2 protein-coding genes are annotated in these 17,804 nt (G+C 71.9%); both read left to right on the plus strand.

Translation table 11 applies throughout. The annotated features are described in order from the left end of the window. Nucleotides 1–2 precede the first annotated feature (2 nt). Nucleotides 3–12,209, plus strand: a complete 12,207-nt coding sequence (locus ACWC9T_RS11165) for an amino acid adenylation domain-containing protein (protein WP_449820776.1) — start codon at nt 3–5, stop codon at nt 12,207–12,209. 19 nt (nt 12,210–12,228) lie between these two features. Further along, nucleotides 12,229–17,790 (plus strand): amino acid adenylation domain-containing protein, encoded by a 5,562-nt coding sequence (locus tag ACWC9T_RS11170; RefSeq protein WP_449820777.1) that lies wholly within the window; start codon nt 12,229–12,231, stop codon nt 17,788–17,790. Nucleotides 17,791–17,804: the final 14 nt, after the last annotated feature.

A 17,804-nucleotide genomic window follows, 5' to 3' on the forward strand; every position in this document is an offset into this window, starting at 1 on the left:
CGATGGCTCAGTCGCGGATCGAGGACATCTGGCCGATGTCGCCGATGCAGGAAGGGCTGCTGTTCCACACGGTCTACGACGACGAAGGGCCCGACATCTACGTCGGCCACTGGATACTGGAGCTGCAGGGTCCGGTGGACCCGGCCAGGTTACGCGCGGCATGGGAGGCGCTGCTCACCCGGCACGCCGCGCTCAGGGCCTGCTTCCGGCAGCGTGCGTCGGGTGAGACGGTGCAGGTCATCGCGGACCGGGTGGACCTGCCGTGGCGTGTGGTCGACCTTTCCCACCTCGACGATCCCGATGAGGCGGTGCGGGAGCTGGCCGAGGAGGACCGGCTCCGGAGATTCGACCCCGCCAAGCCCCCACTGCTGCGCCTCACCTTGATCCGTCTCGACGACGCCAGTCACCGGCTGGTGGTGACCTGCCATCACGCGGTCATGGACGGCTGGTCGTTGCCCATCGTGTTCGATGAACTGCTGGCCCTGTACGCGGCCGGTACCGGTCGGCCGGATCTGCCGGAAGCGGCGTCCTATCGGGACTACCTCGCCTGGCTGAACCGGCAGGACCAGGAGCGGGCGCTGGCGGCGTGGACGGCGGAGCTGCGCGGCGCGCAGGACCCGACCCTGGTGGCGCCAGCCGACCCGGGCCGAGCGCCCGGCATGCCGGAGAGCGTCACGGCCGAGCTGCCCGAGCAGCTCACCCGCTCGCTGGAAGACCTGGCCCGCGGCCATGGGCTGACGCTGAACACGGTGGTGCAGGGCGCGTGGGCGCTGGTGCTGGCGCAGCTGTCGGGCCGGACGGACGTGGTGTTCGGGGCGGTGGTGTCGGCACGCCCGGCGGACCTGCCCGGCGTGGAGGGAATGGTGGGGCTCTTCCTCAACACCGTGCCCGTGCGCGTACAGCTGAACGGTGCTACGCCGATCATCGGACTGCTGACGGAGCTGCAGAGGCGGCAGTCGGCGCTCATCCCAGACCAGTACGTGGGGTTGGTGGACATCCAGAAGGCGGCCGGCCCCGGCGCGGTCTTCGACACCCTGCTCGTCTTCGAGAACTTTCCCCGCGACCTCGGCGAACCGGACTCCGCCGAGACCTTCTCTATCCGGGTGAACCAGGGTAGGGAGGCCGCCCACTATCCGCTGACGCTGGTCGCCGTCCCCGGCGACACGATGCTCCTCAAGCTCGACCATCTGACCGACCTCTTCGACACGGGCGCAGCTCTCTCTATCATCGAGCGGTTCCAGGGGGTTCTGCGCCGGCTGACGGCCGACCCCGGGATCACCGTGGCCGACGTCGCTGTGACGACCGCCGCCGAGCGCAACCTGGTGGTGAACGCCTGGGGCATGGCACCCGACGCCGAGCCAGGCTGCCTGCCGCTGGTCCTGTTCGATCGCCAGGCGGAGCGTCGCGGAGACGAGACGGCGATCATCGACGGAGATCGGACGATGTCGTTCCGAGACCTGGCCGGGCATGCGGACAGGCTCGCGGGTTACCTGACCAGCCGCGGCATCCGGCGCGGGGATCGGGTCGCCGTGGTGATGGAACGGTCATCCGATCTGATCGCGACGCTGCTCGCGGTGTGGAAGGCGGGGGCGGCGTTCGTGCCGGTGGACCCCGCCTACCCGGTGGAACGCGTGAAGGTCATGCTGGCGGACGCGGATCCGGCCGCGGTGGTGTGCCGGGCCGCGAGCCGGGTAGTCGTGTTGGACAGCGGGCTCGGTCCGATCGTCCTGGATGATCCGGAGACGCGGCGGGCCGTGGCGGAGTGTGCCCGCCCCTCGGTGGAGGTCGGAGCCGACGACCTCGCCTACGTGATGTACACCTCGGGGTCGACGGGCACGCCCAAGGGCGTCGCGGTGTCGCATGGCAATGTGGCGGCGCTGGTCGGGGAGCCGCGGTGGGAGATCGGGCCCGGCGACGCCGTGCTGACGCACGCCTCGCACGCCTTCGACATCTCCCTGTTCGAGATATGGGTGCCGCTCCTGTCGGGTGCCCGAATAGTGATCGCCGAACCGGGCGCGGTGGACGGGGAGGCTCTGGCCCGATACGTGGCGGGCGGCGTCACGGCCGCCCACCTGACCGCCGGGGCCTTCCGGGTGCTGGCCGAGGAGTCACCGGAGTCGATCGCCGGGCTTCGCGAGGTGTTGACCGGCGGGGACGAGGTGCCGCCGACGGCGGTGGAGCGCGCACGGCGGGCGTGCCCGGACGTCCGGGTGCGGCATCTCTACGGCCCGACGGAGGCGACGCTGTGCGCGACCTGGTGGCTGCTCGAACCCGGCGATGAGACCGGACCGGTGTTGCCGATCGGACGCCCCCTCGCGGGCCGGCACGTCTACGTCCTCGACGCGTTCCTGCGCCCCGTTCCTCCGGGCGTGAAGGGCGAACTGTACGTCGCCGGGGCCGGTGTAGCGTGCGGCTACCTGGGGCGTTCGGCATTGACGGCCGAGCGGTTCATCGCCGATCCCTTCGTCCCCGGCGCGCGGATGTACCGGACCGGTGACCTGGCCCACTGGACGGACCAGGGCACGCTCGTGTTCGGCGGACGGGCCGACGATCAGGTGAAGATTCGCGGCTATCGCGTGGAGCCGGGAGAGACCGAGGCGGTCCTCGCCGGGCTTCCGGGCGTCGGCCAGGCCGTGGTCTGTGCCCGGGACGGGCATTTGATCGGCTATGTGGTCGCCGAAGCGGGGCGGGACCTCGACCTGGTACGGCTGCGGGAGCGGCTCGCCGAGACGATGCCCGAGTTCATGGTCCCGGCGGCGTTGATCGCGCTGGACGAGCTGCCGTTGACGGTCAACGGGAAGGTGGATCGGCAGGCCCTGCCCGAACCGGACTTCGCGTCGAAGTCGGTGGGCCGGGACCCGGACACCGAGGCCGAGCGGATCCTGTGCCGGGTGTTCGCCGAGGTCCTCGGCCTGGAACGGGTCGGGGTCGGGGACGGCTTCTTCGAGCTGGGCGGGGACTCGATCTCGTCGATGCAGGTGGCCGCCCGCGCCCGTCGCGAGGGAATCGTCCTCACCCCCCGGCAGGTGTTCGAGCAGCGGACGCCCGAACGGCTGGCTGCGCTGGCGCAGCCGGCCGGAACGACGCGGTCGGGCCGCTCCGAGGCGGACACGGGCATCGGGGAGATTCCCTGGACGCCGGTGATGCGCGCCCTCGGAGCCGACGCGTTACGCCCCGGCTTCGCCCAGGCGCGAGTCATTGTCGCCCCGCCCGGCCTCGACCGGGACGCGCTGGTGGCCGCCCTGGGAGCGGTACTGGACGTCCATGACCAGTTACGCGGCCGGGTGGAGTCTGACGGACGGCTGATCGTGCCCGATCGGGGCACGGTGGACGCGGCCGGACTGGTGACACGGGTGGAGGCCAGGACCGGGAACCTCGATGAGATCGCCGGACGCGAGGCCGGGACGGCCGCAGGCGGCCTGGACCCGTCGACGGGAACCATGGTGCGGGCCGTGTGGATTGATGCCGGAGACACCGAGCCGGGCCGGTTGGCGCTGGTGGCGCATCACCTGGTGGTCGACGCGGTCTCGTGGGGCATCCTGCTGCCGGATCTGCGAACAGCCTATGACGAGGTGATCTCCGGAGGGACCCCGTCTCTCGAACCTGCGACGACGTCGTACCGGCAGTGGTCGCGGCGGCTGACCGAGCAGGCGTTCACCGAGAGCACCGTCGCCGAGATCGATCACTGGGTCGAGGTCCTGGACGGCGTGGACCCGTTCCCCGGGCAGCACGCGGGGCGGCCGCACTCATGGTCCTGGACACTGTCCGGGCCCACGGCGCGGAGCCTGGTGGGCCAAGCCCCGGGAACCTTCCACTGCGGGATCCACGAGGTCCTGCTGGCGGCCCTGGCGGGCGCGGTGGCGCGCTGGCGCGGCGGTGACGCCGGGGGGGTGCTGGTGGACCTGGAGGGCCACGGTCGCCACGCGGCCGACGGCGAGGACCTGCTGCGCACCGTGGGCTGGTTCACCAGCGTCCACCCGGTCCGCCTCGACGTCTCCGGCCTCGACCTGGCGGCCGCGGCGGCCGGGAACGCGGCGGCGGGGGACCTGCTGAAGGCCGTGAAGGAGCAAGTCCGCGCAGTGCCGGGCGACGGGTTCGGCTACGGGCTGCTGCGCCATCTCAACCCCGACACGGGGGCCAGGCTGGCCGAACTGCCGTCCCCGAAGATCGGATTCAACTATCTCGGCCGGTCAGCCGTCACCTCCCCGGACACTCCGTGGCAGGTCAGCGAAGGGCCGCTCGGGGTGGGAGCCGCTGGCCCTGACCTGGTCCTCGCCCATGCCCTGGAGGTCGGCGCGGACGTTCAGGACACCCCCGCCGGCCCCCTGCTGAGGCTCACCATGGACGGCCGGGATCTCGACCCCGCCACGGTGGAGCGGCTGGGGGAGGCCTGGCTGGAGATGCTCACCGGCCTCGCCGCCCACGCTGCCGCCCCCGGCGCCGGAGGCCACACGCCGTCCGATTTCGACCTCGTCGACATGTCGCAGCGGGACGTGGCGGAGCTGGAGGCCGCCGCGCCCGGGCTGACCGACGTCTGGCCCCTGTCGCCCCTGCAGGAGGGCATGCTCTTCGAACGGGCCCTCGACGAGGAGGGAGTGGACGTTTACCAGAGCCAGCGGATCCTGGACCTCGACGGGCCGCTCGACCCGGAACGGCTGCGCGCGGCGTGGCAGCCGCTGGTCGCCCGGCACGAGTCGCTCCGGACGAGCTTCCACCAGCTCGGCTCAGGTCAGACGGTGCAGGTCGTCGTGGCCGAGGCCGACATCCCTTGGCGTGAGGCGGACGTGTCGCATCTCGGCGAGGACGACGCGGCCGCCGAGGTCGAACGTCTTCTCGCGGAGGACCAGGCGGAGCGGTTCGACGTGACCCGCCCGCCGCTGCTCCGGCTGCTGCTGATCCGTCTCGGCGAGAACAGGCACCGGCTCGTCCTGACGTCGCACCATGTCCTCCTGGACGGCTGGTCGACGCCGATCATCCTGGGCGAGATGTCGTCCGGCTACGCGGGCGGACCGAGCCCGTCGACGTCACCCTCCTACCGTGACTACCTGGCGTGGCTGAGCCGTCAGGACCAGGACGCGACGCGGTCGGCGTGGCGGTCGGAGCTGGCCGGGACGGACGAGCCGACCGTGGTGGACGCCGACGCGGGCAAGGCGATGGTGATGCCGGACGAGCATTGCGCATGGCTGTCCGCTGAGACGACCCGGACACTCACCGACTTCGCCCGCGGCCACGGGCTGACGTTGAGCACGATCGTGCAGGGCGCGTGGGCCCTGGTGCTGGCCCGGCTGGCGGGCCGGACGGACGTGGTGTTCGGGACGGTGGTGTCGGGCCGCCCGGCGGACGTACCGGATGTGGAACGGATGGTGGGGATGTTCATCAACACCGTTCCAGTCCGGGTGCGCCTCGACGGCGGCCTGCCGATGCTGGAGCTGCTCCAGGACCTGCAACGACGCCAGTCGGCCTTGACGGAACACCAGTACATGGGTCTGTCGGAGATCCAGAAGGCGGTGGGGCCGGGCGCGGTCTTCGACACCATCATGATGGTCGAGAACTACCCGCGTGACGCAGCCGGCCTCGGCGACGACGGCGGTGTCACGATCAGCTCGGCCCTCACCCGGACCGGTACCGGCTACCCGCTGACCATGAGCGCCAGTCCCGGAGAGTGCTTGCAGATCCGCGTGTCCTTCCGGCCCGACCGGATCGACGAGAAGACCGCCGCCGAGGTCGCCGGGCAGGTCGTGCGTGTCATCGAACGGATGATGGCCGCGCCCTCGCTTCCCGTGGGCCGCCTGGGCGTGACGAGTGACGCGACACGCACGTCCGTGGTGGAGCGCTGGAACGCGACCGGCGAGGTCGCCGACGGTTCGTCGGTGGTGGAACTGTTCCGGCGGTGCTCGGCAAGCGCGCCGGACGCGGTGGCCGTCATCGATGGCGACCGCACCCTGTCCTACGGCGACCTCGACCGGGAATCGGACCGGCTGGCAGGGCATCTGGCGGGGATGGGCGTGCGGCGCGGCGACCACGTCGGCGTGGTGATGGAGCGCGGCGCGGACCTGTTCGTCGCATTCCTCGCGGTCTGGAAGGCCGGGGCCGCGTACGTCCCGGTGAATGCGGCCTACCCGCCGGTACGGATCGAGCGGATGCTGGCCGACGCCGGCGTGGCGGTGGCGGTCTGCGCCGAGGCGACCCGGAACGCGGTGCCGGACGGGGTCGAGCCCGTGCCCGTGGACGCGCCGTGGACCGGGGGAACGAGGCACGAGACGCCGACGGTCACGGTGCGCGACATCGCCTACGTGATGTACACGTCGGGGTCGACCGGGGAGCCCAAGGGCGTCGCGGTGCCGCACGGAAGCGTCGCAGCTCTGGCCAGCGACCCCGGCTGGTCACTCGATGCCGATGACTGCGTACTGATGCACGCCTCGCACGCGTTCGACGCGTCGCTGTTCGAGATCTGGGCGCCGCTGGTCCGCGGTGCCCGCGTCATGGTCGCCGAACCGGGCGCAGTCGACACGCAGCGCCTGCGGGAGGCGATCGCACGCGGCGTGACAACCGTCCATCTGACGGCCGGGAGCTTCCGGGTGCTGGCCGAGGAGTCGCCAGGCTCCTTCAACGGGTTGCGCGAGATCCTCACCGGCGGGGACACGGTGCCCCTCGCCTCCGTCGCGCAGCTGCGCCGGGCCTGCCCGGACGTCCGAGTCCGGCACCTGTACGGCCCGACAGAGACCACACTGTGCGCCACGTGGCATCTCCTTGAGCCGGGGGACGAGACAGGCGACGTCCTGCCGATCGGCCGCCCTCTGGCCGGGCGGCGGGCGTATGTGCTCGACGCCTTCCTCCAGCCGGTCGCTCCGAACGTGACCGGCGAGCTCTACCTCGCGGGCGCCGGTCTGGCGCTCGGCTATCTCAAGGCCCGCGGCGCGACCTCGGAGCGGTTCGTCGCCGCCCCGTTCGCCCCCGGCGAGCGGATGTACCGCACCGGCGACCTGGCACGCTGGACCGATCGGGGCGAGCTGCTGTTCGCCGGACGGGCCGACTCCCAGGTGAAGATCCGGGGCTACCGGGTCGAGCCGGCGGAGATCGAGACGGCGCTCGCCGAGGCTCCCCAGGTCGCGCAGGCGGTCGTCGTCGCGAGGGAAGACCGTCCAGGTGAGAATCGGCTGATCGCCTATGCGATCGTGGAACCGGACCAGGTCCCGGACCCCGATGCGCTCCGCGAACACCTCGCGGCGCGGCTGCCGGAGTTCATGGTCCCGGCCGCGGTGGTGGTCCTGGACGACTTCCCGCTGACGATCAACGGGAAGATCGATCGTGAGGCCCTGCCTGCTCCCGAGTTCTCCGGGAAGGTCGCCGGCCGCGAGCCGCGCACCGAGGCCGAGCGGGTGCTGTGCGCGCTGTTCGCCGAGATCCTCGGGCTGGACCGGGTCGGAGTCGATGACAGCTTCTTCGAGCTGGGCGGCGACTCGATCCTCTCCATGCAACTGGCTGCCCGAGCCCGCCGCGCCGACGTCGTCTTCGGCGCGAAGGACGTCTTCGAGCAGGAGACACCGGCGGGGATCGCGGCGGTCGCCGAGCGCGGCGGCGCGACGCGGGCAGACCTCGCCGACGGTGTCGGCGAGATCGCGTGGACGCCGGTGATGCGGGCGCTCATCGAACGCGACCCCAGCGCGTTGACCGGAGGGGCCCTGACCCAGTGGGTGACCGTGGGCGCCCCGGGCGACCTGTCGGTGGACGCGCTGGCGGCCGGGCTGGGCGCGGTGATCGACACCCACGATCTGCTGCGGAGCCGGATCGTCACGGCCGGGGGCGAAGAGCCGAGCCTGGTCGTGTCCGGTCGGGGTGCGGTGGACGCGGCGGGTCTGGTCGAGCGGGTCGAGGCGGACACCGGTGACCTCGATGAGGTCGCGGACCGGTGTGCCAGGGAGGCGGCGGCGCGGTTGGATCCCGCCGCCGGTGTGATGATCCGGGCGGTGTGGGTGGACGCCGGACCCGGTCGTGTGGGACGGCTCGTGCTGGTGGCCCATCATCTGGTGGCCGACGCGGTGTCGTGGCGGATCCTGCTGCTGGACCTGCGTGCGGCATGTGAGGCCGTGATCACGGGCGGGGAGCCCGCTCTCGACCCGGTGGAGGTCCCGTTCCGGCGATGGGCGCGGACACTGGCCGATCAAGCCGCGATCCGGGCCGCGGAACTCGAGACCTGGACGGAGATCCTCGACCACGCGGAACCGCGGCTGGCCCCCCTCGACCCCACGCGCGACACCGTCGTGACCGCGGGACGCAGGTCATGGACCCTGCCGCGAGACCGCGCGGGCGTGCTCGTGGAGAAGGCCGCCTCGGCCTTCCACTGCGGTGTCCACGAGGTGCTCCTGGCCACGCTGGCGGGCGCGGTCGCTCGATGGCGCGGCGGCGACTCCGTTGTGGTGGACGTCGAAGGCCATGGCCGCTGGCCCATCGGAGAGCTGGATCTCTCGCGGACGGTCGGCTGGTTCACCGACGTCCACCCGCTCAGGCTGGATGTGACCGGGATCGACACCGACGAGGCGATCGCCGGTGGTGAGGCGGCCGGCCGCCTGCTGAAGAAGGTTAAGGAGAACGTGCGAACCGTGCCCGACGGCGGCCTCGGCTACGGGATGCTGCGCCACCTGAACGCCGAGACGGCACCGGCCCTGGCGGCGTTGCCGGAGGCGGAGATCGGGTTCAACTACCTGGGCCGCTTCTCCTCCCGCCCTGACGGCGATCCGGAGCCTTGGCAGATGACGGGGACCATCGGCGGCTCGGCGGAGCAGCACACGCCGTTGCGCCACGCCGTGGAGATCGACGCCGTCGTCCTAGACTCCCCGGACGGACCCGAGCTCCATCTGACCGTGACCTGGGCCGGACGGATCCTCGGCGAAGCCGAGGCGGAGTCGCTCGGCCAGGCCTGGCTGGACCTGCTATCCGGCCTCGCCGCGCACGCCGCCCTCGGAGTCGCCGGGCACACCCCCTGCGACTTCCCTCTCACCGCGCTGACGCAGCGGGACGTGGAGGAGATCGAGGCCGCCGTTCCGGGCCTCGCTGACATCTGGCCGCTCTCTCCACTCCAGGAGGGCCTGCTGTTCCACGCCGTTGACCAGCGAGGCCCGGATGTTTACGCGGGCATCCGCACCCTCGCCCTCGACGGCCCGCTGGACGTCGCTCGCTTCCGCGCGTCCTGGCAAACCCTCCTCGACAGGCACGCCGCCCTACGGGCGAGTTTCCATCAGCTCGGGTCCGGCCGGGCCGTGCAGGCGATCGCACGTGAGGTGGCTCTGCCCTGGACGGAGACCGACCTGTCCCATCTGCCCGAGGACGAGGCGCTGGCGGAGTTCGAGCGACTCGCGGAGGAGCTGCATGCCGACCGGTTCGACCTGAATCGGGCCCCGCTGCTGCGCCTGCACCTGGTGCGCATCAGCGAACGCAGCCACCGGCTGGCCCTCGCCTCCCACCACATCTCCTGCGACGGATGGTCTCTCCCGATCCTCTCCACTGACGTGATGGCGGCCTACGAATCGGGCGGTGACGGCCTGTCGCTGTCCGCCCCGACGTCGTACCGCGACTATCTCGCCTGGCTCTCCCGCCAGGACAAGGAAGCCGCCTGGCAGGCGTGGCGGACCGAGCTCGCCGGGCTCGACGAGGCGACCTACGTCGTGCCGCCGGACGCCCACACCGCGCCCGTCGAGCCCGAACGCGTCCGGTTCGAACTCGACGACGATCTGAGCCGTCGGCTGGTGGAGTTCACGCGCCGGCACGGCGTCACGATGAACACCCTCTTCCAGGGGATCTGGGCGCTGCTCCTGGCCCGGCTGACGGGCCGGGACGACGTGGTCTTCGGCTCTGCGGTGGCCGGGCGTCCGCCCGAGATCCCCGGAGTCGAGTCCGTGGTCGGCCTGTTCATGAACACGCTGCCGGTCCGGGCCCGCCTCGCGGGTGCTGAACCGTTCCTCGACATGCTGACGCACCTGCAGGAGCGTCAGGTCGCGATGATGGCGCATCAGCACGTCGGGCTGTCGGAGATCAACCAACTCGCCGGGCAGAGCGCTGCGTTCGACACGATCGTGGTGTTCGAGAACTACCCCCGCCCGCCGCTCCCGTCCGAAGACCCCGATGCGCTCATCATGCGCCCCGCGGGGATCCCGAACGACAGCGGGCACTATCCGATATCCATGCGCGCCTCCCACGACGGCGGCGTCCATGGCGAGTTCATCTATCGTCCGGACGCCTTCGACCGGACCCGGGCAGAGGAGATGCTGGCGGCGGTAGTCCGGGCGCTGGAGCAGGTGGCGGCCGATCCGTGGACTCCGGTGGGCCGGGTCGGCCTGATCGGCACGGCGGAGCGCCGCCTGGTGGTCGAGGAGTGGAACGCCACCGACGCGCGGTTCGTGCCGGAGCCGCTGCCGGTACTGTTCCGCCGCCGGGCGGAACTCTCGCGGGACGCGATCGCGGTGGAGGACGCGGTGCGGAACCTGTCGTACGGTGGGCTGCTGGGAGAGGCGGAGGAGCTGGCGCGGCTGCTGGCGGGGCTGGGCGTCCGACGTGAGACGCGCGTGGCCGTGCTGGTCGGACGGTCGGTGGAGCTGGTGGTGGCCCTGGTCGGCGTGTCGTTGTCGGGCGGGGTGTTCGTACCGGTCGACCCGGACTATCCCGCCGGCCGGATCGAGCTGATGCTGGCGGATTCCGCGCCCGAGGTGCTGCTGTGCACGGGGGCGACCCGGACAGCTGTGCCGGACGGGTTCGCGGGCGTGGTGGTCGCACTGGACGAGCGGCCCGCTGCCGACCCGGGAGTGGCGCTGCCGACCGTGGCTGCGGGCGACGCAGCGTATGTGATCTACACCTCCGGGTCGGCTGGGACGCCCAAGGGCGTCCAGGTCACCCACGCCGGGCTCGGCAACCTGGCCGGCGCGCAGATCGAGTGCTTCGGCGTGACATCCTCCTCACGGATCCTGCAGTTCGCGTCCCTCGGATTCGACGCCGCGATCTCCGAGCTGTGCATGGCCCTGCTGTCAGGCGGGACCGTGGTGCTGGCCGACCCCGACAGCATGCCGCCGCGAGTGTCGCTGGGCGACGCGGTGCGCCGGTGGCGCATCACCCACGTCACCGTGCCGCCGAGCGTGCTGGCCGTCGAGGACGACCTGCCGGACGGGCTCGAGACCCTGATCGTTGCCGGTGAGGCGTGCCCGCCCGCTCTGGTCGACCGCTGGTCGCGGGACCGGCGGATGATCAACGCTTATGGGCCCACCGAGACGACCGTGTGCGCGACGATGAGCTCGCCGCTGTCTCCGGGACGCGACGTGGTCCCCATCGGCCGCCCGATCACCAACATGCGGGCGTATGTGCTCGACGCCTTCCTGCAGCCGGTGCCGCCCGGCGCGGCCGGTGAGCTTTATGTCGCCGGGGCAGGGCTCGCGCGAGGATACCTCGCGAGGTCGGGCCTGACCGCGGAACGGTTCATCGCCGACCCGTTCTCCTCCGGGGGCCGCATGTACCGCACCGGCGACCGGGTCCGCTGGACCCGCGAGGGAGAGCTGGTCTTCGTTGGCCGGGCCGACGCGCAGGTCAAGGTGCGCGGTTACCGGATCGAGCCGGGTGAGATCGAGGCTGTGCTGGCGGACCATCCGGGGGCCGTCCAGGTGGTGATCGTCGCTCGTGAGGACGGGCCCGGCGAGAAGCGGCTGGTGGCGTACGTCGTCCCGGCGGCCGCGCAGTCGGCCGACGCGCTGATCGCCGCCCTCCGCGAGACAGCGGCCGAACGCCTGCCTGAGCACATGAGGCCGGTGGCGTTCGTACCGCTGGACGCGATGCCCCTGACCCCGAACGGAAAGGTCGATCACCGGGCGCTACAGGCCCCCGACTTCGCCGGGAACTCCTCCGGACGGGATCCGCGTACGGCCATCGAAGAGCTGCTGTGCGCGCTGTTCGCCGAGATCCTCGGGGTGGAACGGGTCGGGGCCGACGACAGCTTCTTCGAGCTCGGCGGCGACTCGATCAGCTCGATGCAGCTGTCGGCTCGGCTCGGCCGCGAGGGGCTGGAACTGACCCCGTGGCAAGTGTTCGAGGAGAAGACGCCCGAACGGCTGGCGGTGCTCGCCAAGGAGCTCCCGGCCGAGAGCGAGGAGCCGGAGTCCCATGACGGCATGCTCGTGGCTCTCTCGCCTGACCAGATGGACCAACTCCAGGCCGGGCTGGCCGATGAATAACCTCCACAAGGAGCAGATCATGACCGTTGACGACACTCGTGCAAAGCCGCGCTCCGGCGTGGAAGACGTCTGGCCCCTGTCTCCACTGCAGGAGGGAATGCTCTACCACACCGCTCTCGACAAGGATGGCCCGGATACCTACACCGTGCAGTCCGTCTATGGCATCGAAGGCCCGCTGGACTCCGAGCGTCTGAAGATGTCCTGGCAGGCGCTTCTGGACCGGCATGCCGCGCTGCGGGTCTGTTTCCGGTACGTCAGCGGCGCGCAGATGGTTCAGGTCGTCTTACGGGGCGTCAAGATCCCGTGGCGTGAGACGGACCTCTCCGGACTCCCGGACGACCTGGCCGACGGCGAGGTGGGGCGGCTGGCGGAGGAAGAGCTCGCCGAGCGCTTCCGTCTCGAGACGGCCCCGTTGATGAAGCTGCACCTGATCCGGCTCGGCCCGGTGAGTCACCGGCTCGTACACACCCTTCATCACGTGCTGGCCGACGGCTGGTCGATGCCGATCATTCACCGCGAGCTCTCCGCGATCTACTCGGCTGGCGGGGACCCGTCCGGGCTGCCGGTCGCGGCCTCCTACCGCGACTATCTCTCCTGGCTGGGCCGCCAGGACAAGGAGGCGGCCCGGGCCGCCTGGCGGAAGGAGCTCGCCGGTCTGGAGGCCCCCACCACGGTCGTCCCGGCCGATCCGAGCCGAGTACCGGACATCGACACGGTGATGACCGAGCTTCCCCCGGAGCTGACGAACGATCTGGCACAGCTGGCCCGCGGCCACGACCTCACGCTGAGCACCGTGGTACAGGGCGTGTGGGCCGTCGTGCTGTCGCAGCTGGCAGGCCGCACCGACGTGGTGTTCGGCGCGACCGTCTCGGGACGGCCGGCCGAGCTGGCCGGCGTGGAGTCGATGGTCGGCATGCTGCTCGGCACCCTGCCGGTGCGCGTCCGGCTCGACGGCGGGCGGCGGGTCGTCGAACTGCTCGCCGATCTGCAGCGGAACCAGTCGGCGCTCATGGCCCACCAGCATCTCGGCCTGCAGGAGGCGCAGGCCGCCGCCGGACCCGGAGCGATCTTCGACACGCTCGTCATCTACGAGAACTTTCCCCGCACCGGACTCGACCAGTCGGAGGACGGCGGCCTGCACATGCGCCCCGTGCGGAAGGGACGCGACTCCTCGCACTACCCGTTCACCCTGGTCACCGGGCCGGGCGAGCGGATGCCGATCATTCTCAACTATGACCGGGGTCTGTTCGACCGGGAGGTCGCCGAATCTGTCCTGGGCGCGTTCGTCCGGGTGGTGGAACGGCTGGTCGCCGAGCCCGACGTCCTGGTCGGCCGGCTGACCCTGCTGAGCGTCGCCGAGCGCGCCGTGGTGGTGGACGACTGGAACGCGACCGCGGGCCCGGTGCCCGGAGCGTCCGTGGTCGAGCTGTTCGGGCGGCGGGTGGACGCCGCACCCCATGCGGTGGCGATCACCGATGCCAGCGGCAGGGATCTGACCTACGCCGAGGTCGATCAGGCGTCGAACCGGCTGGCCGGATACCTCACCGGTTGCGGCGTCCGGCGTGGCGCCCTGGTCGGGGTGGCCATGGAACGGTCTGCCGACCTGGTGATCGCGTTCCTGGCGATCTGGAAGGCGGGCGCCGCGTTCGTCCCGATCGACGCGGGGAGCCCGGCTGAGCGGATCGCGCTCATCCTTGCCGACTCCGGGGTCCCGACCACCGTGTGCACGATCGCCACCAGGGCGGTCGCGCCGGAGAACGCGATCGTCCTCGACGCGCCGGAGACCCGCGCGGCCGTCGACGGCCAGGCCGCCACCGCTCCGGAGATCCGGGTCGGCGCGGACGACCTGGCGTATGTGATGTACACCTCCGGATCCACGGGCGTCCCGAAGGGCGTGGCCGTCGCCCATGGGGGAGTGGCTGGCCTGGCGGGCGACGCGGGCTGGCGGATCGGTCCCGGGGACGGCGTGCTGATGCACGCGACGCATGTCTTCGACGCCTCGCTCTACGAGATGTGGGTGCCGCTCGCCACGGGCGGCCGGATCCTGCTCGCCGAGCCGGGAGTGGTGGACGCTGGCGGTGTGCGCCGGGCCGTCGAACGGGGCGCGACCGCCGTCCACCTCACCGCCGGAACCTTCCGCGCCCTGGCGGAGGCGTCACCGGAATGCTTCACAGGTCTGATCGAGGTCGGCACAGGCGGGGACGTCGTTCCCGCCTTCGCGGTGGAGAACCTGCGGCGGGCTCAGCCCGGTCTGCGGGTGAGGAACACCTACGGGCCGACCGAGACCACCCTGTGCGCGACATGGAAGCCGATCGAGCCCGGTGACGGGACCGGGCGTGAACTGCCGGTCGGCCGCCCCATGGCGAACCGCGAGGTCTACGTCCTCGACGCCTTCCTGCAGCCGGTCGCGCCGGGGATCACCGGCGAGCTGTACATCGCCGGCACCGGCCTGGCCCGCGGGTACCTCGGCAGGCCGGACCTGACGGCTGAACGGTTCGTCGCATGCCCGTTCCTCGCCGGTGAGCGCATGTACCGCACGGGAGACCTGGCGCGCTGGAACCGCGACGGAGAGGTGGTGTTCGTCGGGCGGGCCGACGACCAGGTGAAGATCCGGGGCTTCCGGGTGGAGCTGGCCGAGGTGGAAGCCGTGCTGGCGGCCCAGCCGGGCGTGACCGAGGCGGTCGTCGTGGCGCGCGAGGACCAGCCCGGCGAGCGGCGTCTGGTCGGCTACGTCGTCACCGACGGAGGCGAGGCCGACGTGGAGGAGATGCGGCGGCGGATGGGCCTCGTCCTGCCCTCCTACATGGTCCCCGTGGCGGTCGTCGTCCGTCCGGGCCTGCCCATCACTGCGAACGGCAAGGTGGACCGCCGGGCCCTGCCCGCCCCCGACCTCGCGGAACGCACGTCGGAGAAGGCCCCCGAGAGCGAGACCGAGAAAGTGCTCTGCGCGCTGTTCGCCGAGATCCTCGGTGTCGAGCGGGTGGGCGTCGACGACGCCTTCCACGACCTGGGCGGCAGCTCGGCGCTGGCCATGCGGCTCATCGCGCGGATCCGCGAGGAGATCGGCGCGGACCTGCCCATCCGGCAGCTGTTCTCCTCGCCCACCCCCGCGGGCATCGCCAGGGCGTTGGCGGCGAAGTCACGTCCCGCGCTGGAGGCCGCCACCCGGCCGGAGCGGGTGCCTCTCACCGCCCGGCAGCTCCGCGCCTGGCTGCTGGCCCGTCCCGGAGAGACGACCGCGGGCATGCACGCCTCGGTCGCGCTGCGCGTGCGCGGCCAGCTGGACGTGCCCGCGCTGGAGGCGGCGCTCGGTGACGTCGCGTCCCGGCACGAGATCCTCCGGACGACCTTCCCCGGCCAGGCCACGACCGTCCACCAGCACGTCCACGACTCCGCGGCGGTTCAGCTGACGCCGGTTCCGGCCGCCGAGGAGGACCTCCCCGGGCTTCTCGCCGAACGGGCACGGCCCTTCGACCTCACCCGTGAGATGCCGTGGCGCTGCGACCTCTTCGCGGTCGCGGAGCGGGAGCACGTGCTGGCGCTGACGGTGCACCGGATCGCCGCCGACGACGACTCGCTGGACGTGTACTTCCGCGACCTGGCGGCCGCCTACGGCGCGCGGCGCGCGGGCCGGGTCCCGGAGCGCGCGCCACTGACCCTGCAGTTCGCCGACTACGCCATCTGGGAGCAACGGCTGCTGGAGGGCGAGCGCGAGCAGGGAAGCCTGATCGACGACCAGACGTCCTTCTGGCGGGACCACCTCGCCGGCATCGACGGGGAAACGGTCCTTCCCTTCGACCGTCCGCGCCCGGCCATCCCGTCGCGGCAGGCCGGCACGGTCGCGCTGCGGCTGGACGGTGCCCCGCACGCCCGGCTGCTGGCGGCCCTGGACTCGACGGGCGCGGACGCTCACCAGCTGGTGCATGCCGCGCTCGCCATGCTGCTGACCCGACTGGGCGCGGGCGACGACCTCGTGATCGGCACGGTGCTGCCGCGGGACGAGGACCTGATCGACCTGGAGCCGATGGTCGGGCCGTTCGCCCGGCCGCTCCCGCTGCGCACCGCCGTCCCGGGCGACCCGACCTTCCTGGAGACCGTCGCCCGGGTGCAGGAGACCGTCCGGGACACCCGCCAGCACCTGGACATCCCCTTCGAGCGAATCGTCGATCTGCTGGACCTGCCCGCCTCGCTCTCCCGCCACCCCGTGTTCCAGGTGTCCCTGGAGGTGGCCGAGGAGGACACCGGCGCGTGGGACGCGACGGAACTGCCGGCCCTGCGCACCAGCGTCGAACCCGGCCGGCCCGAGGCCATCGAGCTGGACCTGGCCTTCAGGCTCACCGAGCACCGCGACGAGGACGACCGCGGCGACGGCATCGACGGAGAGCTCCGCTACGCCGTCGACCTGTTCGACGGGGCCACGGTCGAAACGCTGGCCCGACGGCTGGTTCGCGTCCTGGAACAAGTGGCGGAGGACCCCCACCGGCGCGTCAGTGACCTGGACATCCTGCTGGACGACGCCGAGCGCGAGCGTCCGGCCGAGGCCCCGGCCGTGTGGACCGGGTCCGTGCCCCCGGCAGTCGCCGACCTGGTCCAGGACGGCCCGCTCGGCGCGCTGGTGCTCGACGATCGGCTGCTCCCCGTCGCGCCCGGAGCCGTCGGCGGTCTCTACGTCACCGGTCCCGCGGTCGACGCGCGCCCGGCCGACCAGAGCCTGGCCTGCCCGTTCGGGGCCGAGGGGCGGCGGATGCTGCGCACCGGCCTGCTCGCCCGCTGGTCCGCTGCCGGAACCCTGACCGTCCTGGGCGAGCGGCGGCGATCCAGCGTCGCGGCGAAGACCGCCACGGGCGACTTCGAGGTCCTGCTGCCGCTGCGCCCCGGCGGCGACCGTCCGCCGCTGTTCTGCGTCCACGCGAGCGGCGGCCTGAGCTGGAACTACGGGCCGCTGCTGCGGGAGCTCCCGTCGAACCAGCCGGTCTACGGAATCCAGGCGCGCGGCCTGGCCCGCACCGAAGCCCTGCCCGGCGGCGTCGAGGAGATGGCGGCCGACTACGTCGCGCAGATCCGCACCGTACAGTCGACCGGGCCCTACCACCTCCTCGGCTGGTCCCTCGGCGGGCGGATCGCGCAGGCGATGGCCGCGCTGTTCGAGGCCGAGGGCGAGCGGGTCGGCATGCTCGCCCTGCTCGACGCCTACCCCACCTACATGGGGAAGAAGGCACGCGGCGACGGGCAGGCCCAGGAGGCCGTGGACAAGCTGAAGGAACAGCAGATGGAGCTCGCCGCCGGACTGGCCAGGGGGGACGGAGCCCGGGCCCGCCTGGAAGAGGTGATGCGGAACCTCGCCGAGGTCGGGCCCAGGCACGACGCCCCGAGCTTCGCCGGCGACATCCTGCTGTTCATCGCTGCGAAGGACCGCCCCCCGCACATGCCCGTCGATTGGGCGATCGCCAGCTGGCGGCCTCTGACCAGCGGAACCGTGGAGCCCCACGAGATCCCCGTCGACCACAACGAGATGTTGCAGCCCGCGTCGCTGGCCCAGATCGGGGCCGTCGTCGCCGAGAAGCTCCGGCCACGGCCGTAGCAGGAAAGGAACAC

The organism is Kitasatospora sp. NPDC001159 (assembly GCF_053598235.1).

What these genes read in the sequence shown, in the direction of transcription:
- ACWC9T_RS11170 (WP_449820777.1), top strand. Translation starts at nt 12,229, where the DNA reads ATGACCGTTGACGACACTCGTGCAAAGCCGCGCTCCGGCGTGGAAGAC.
- ACWC9T_RS11165 (WP_449820776.1), top strand. Translation starts at nt 3, where the DNA reads ATGGCTCAGTCGCGGATCGAGGACATCTGGCCGATGTCGCCGATGCAG.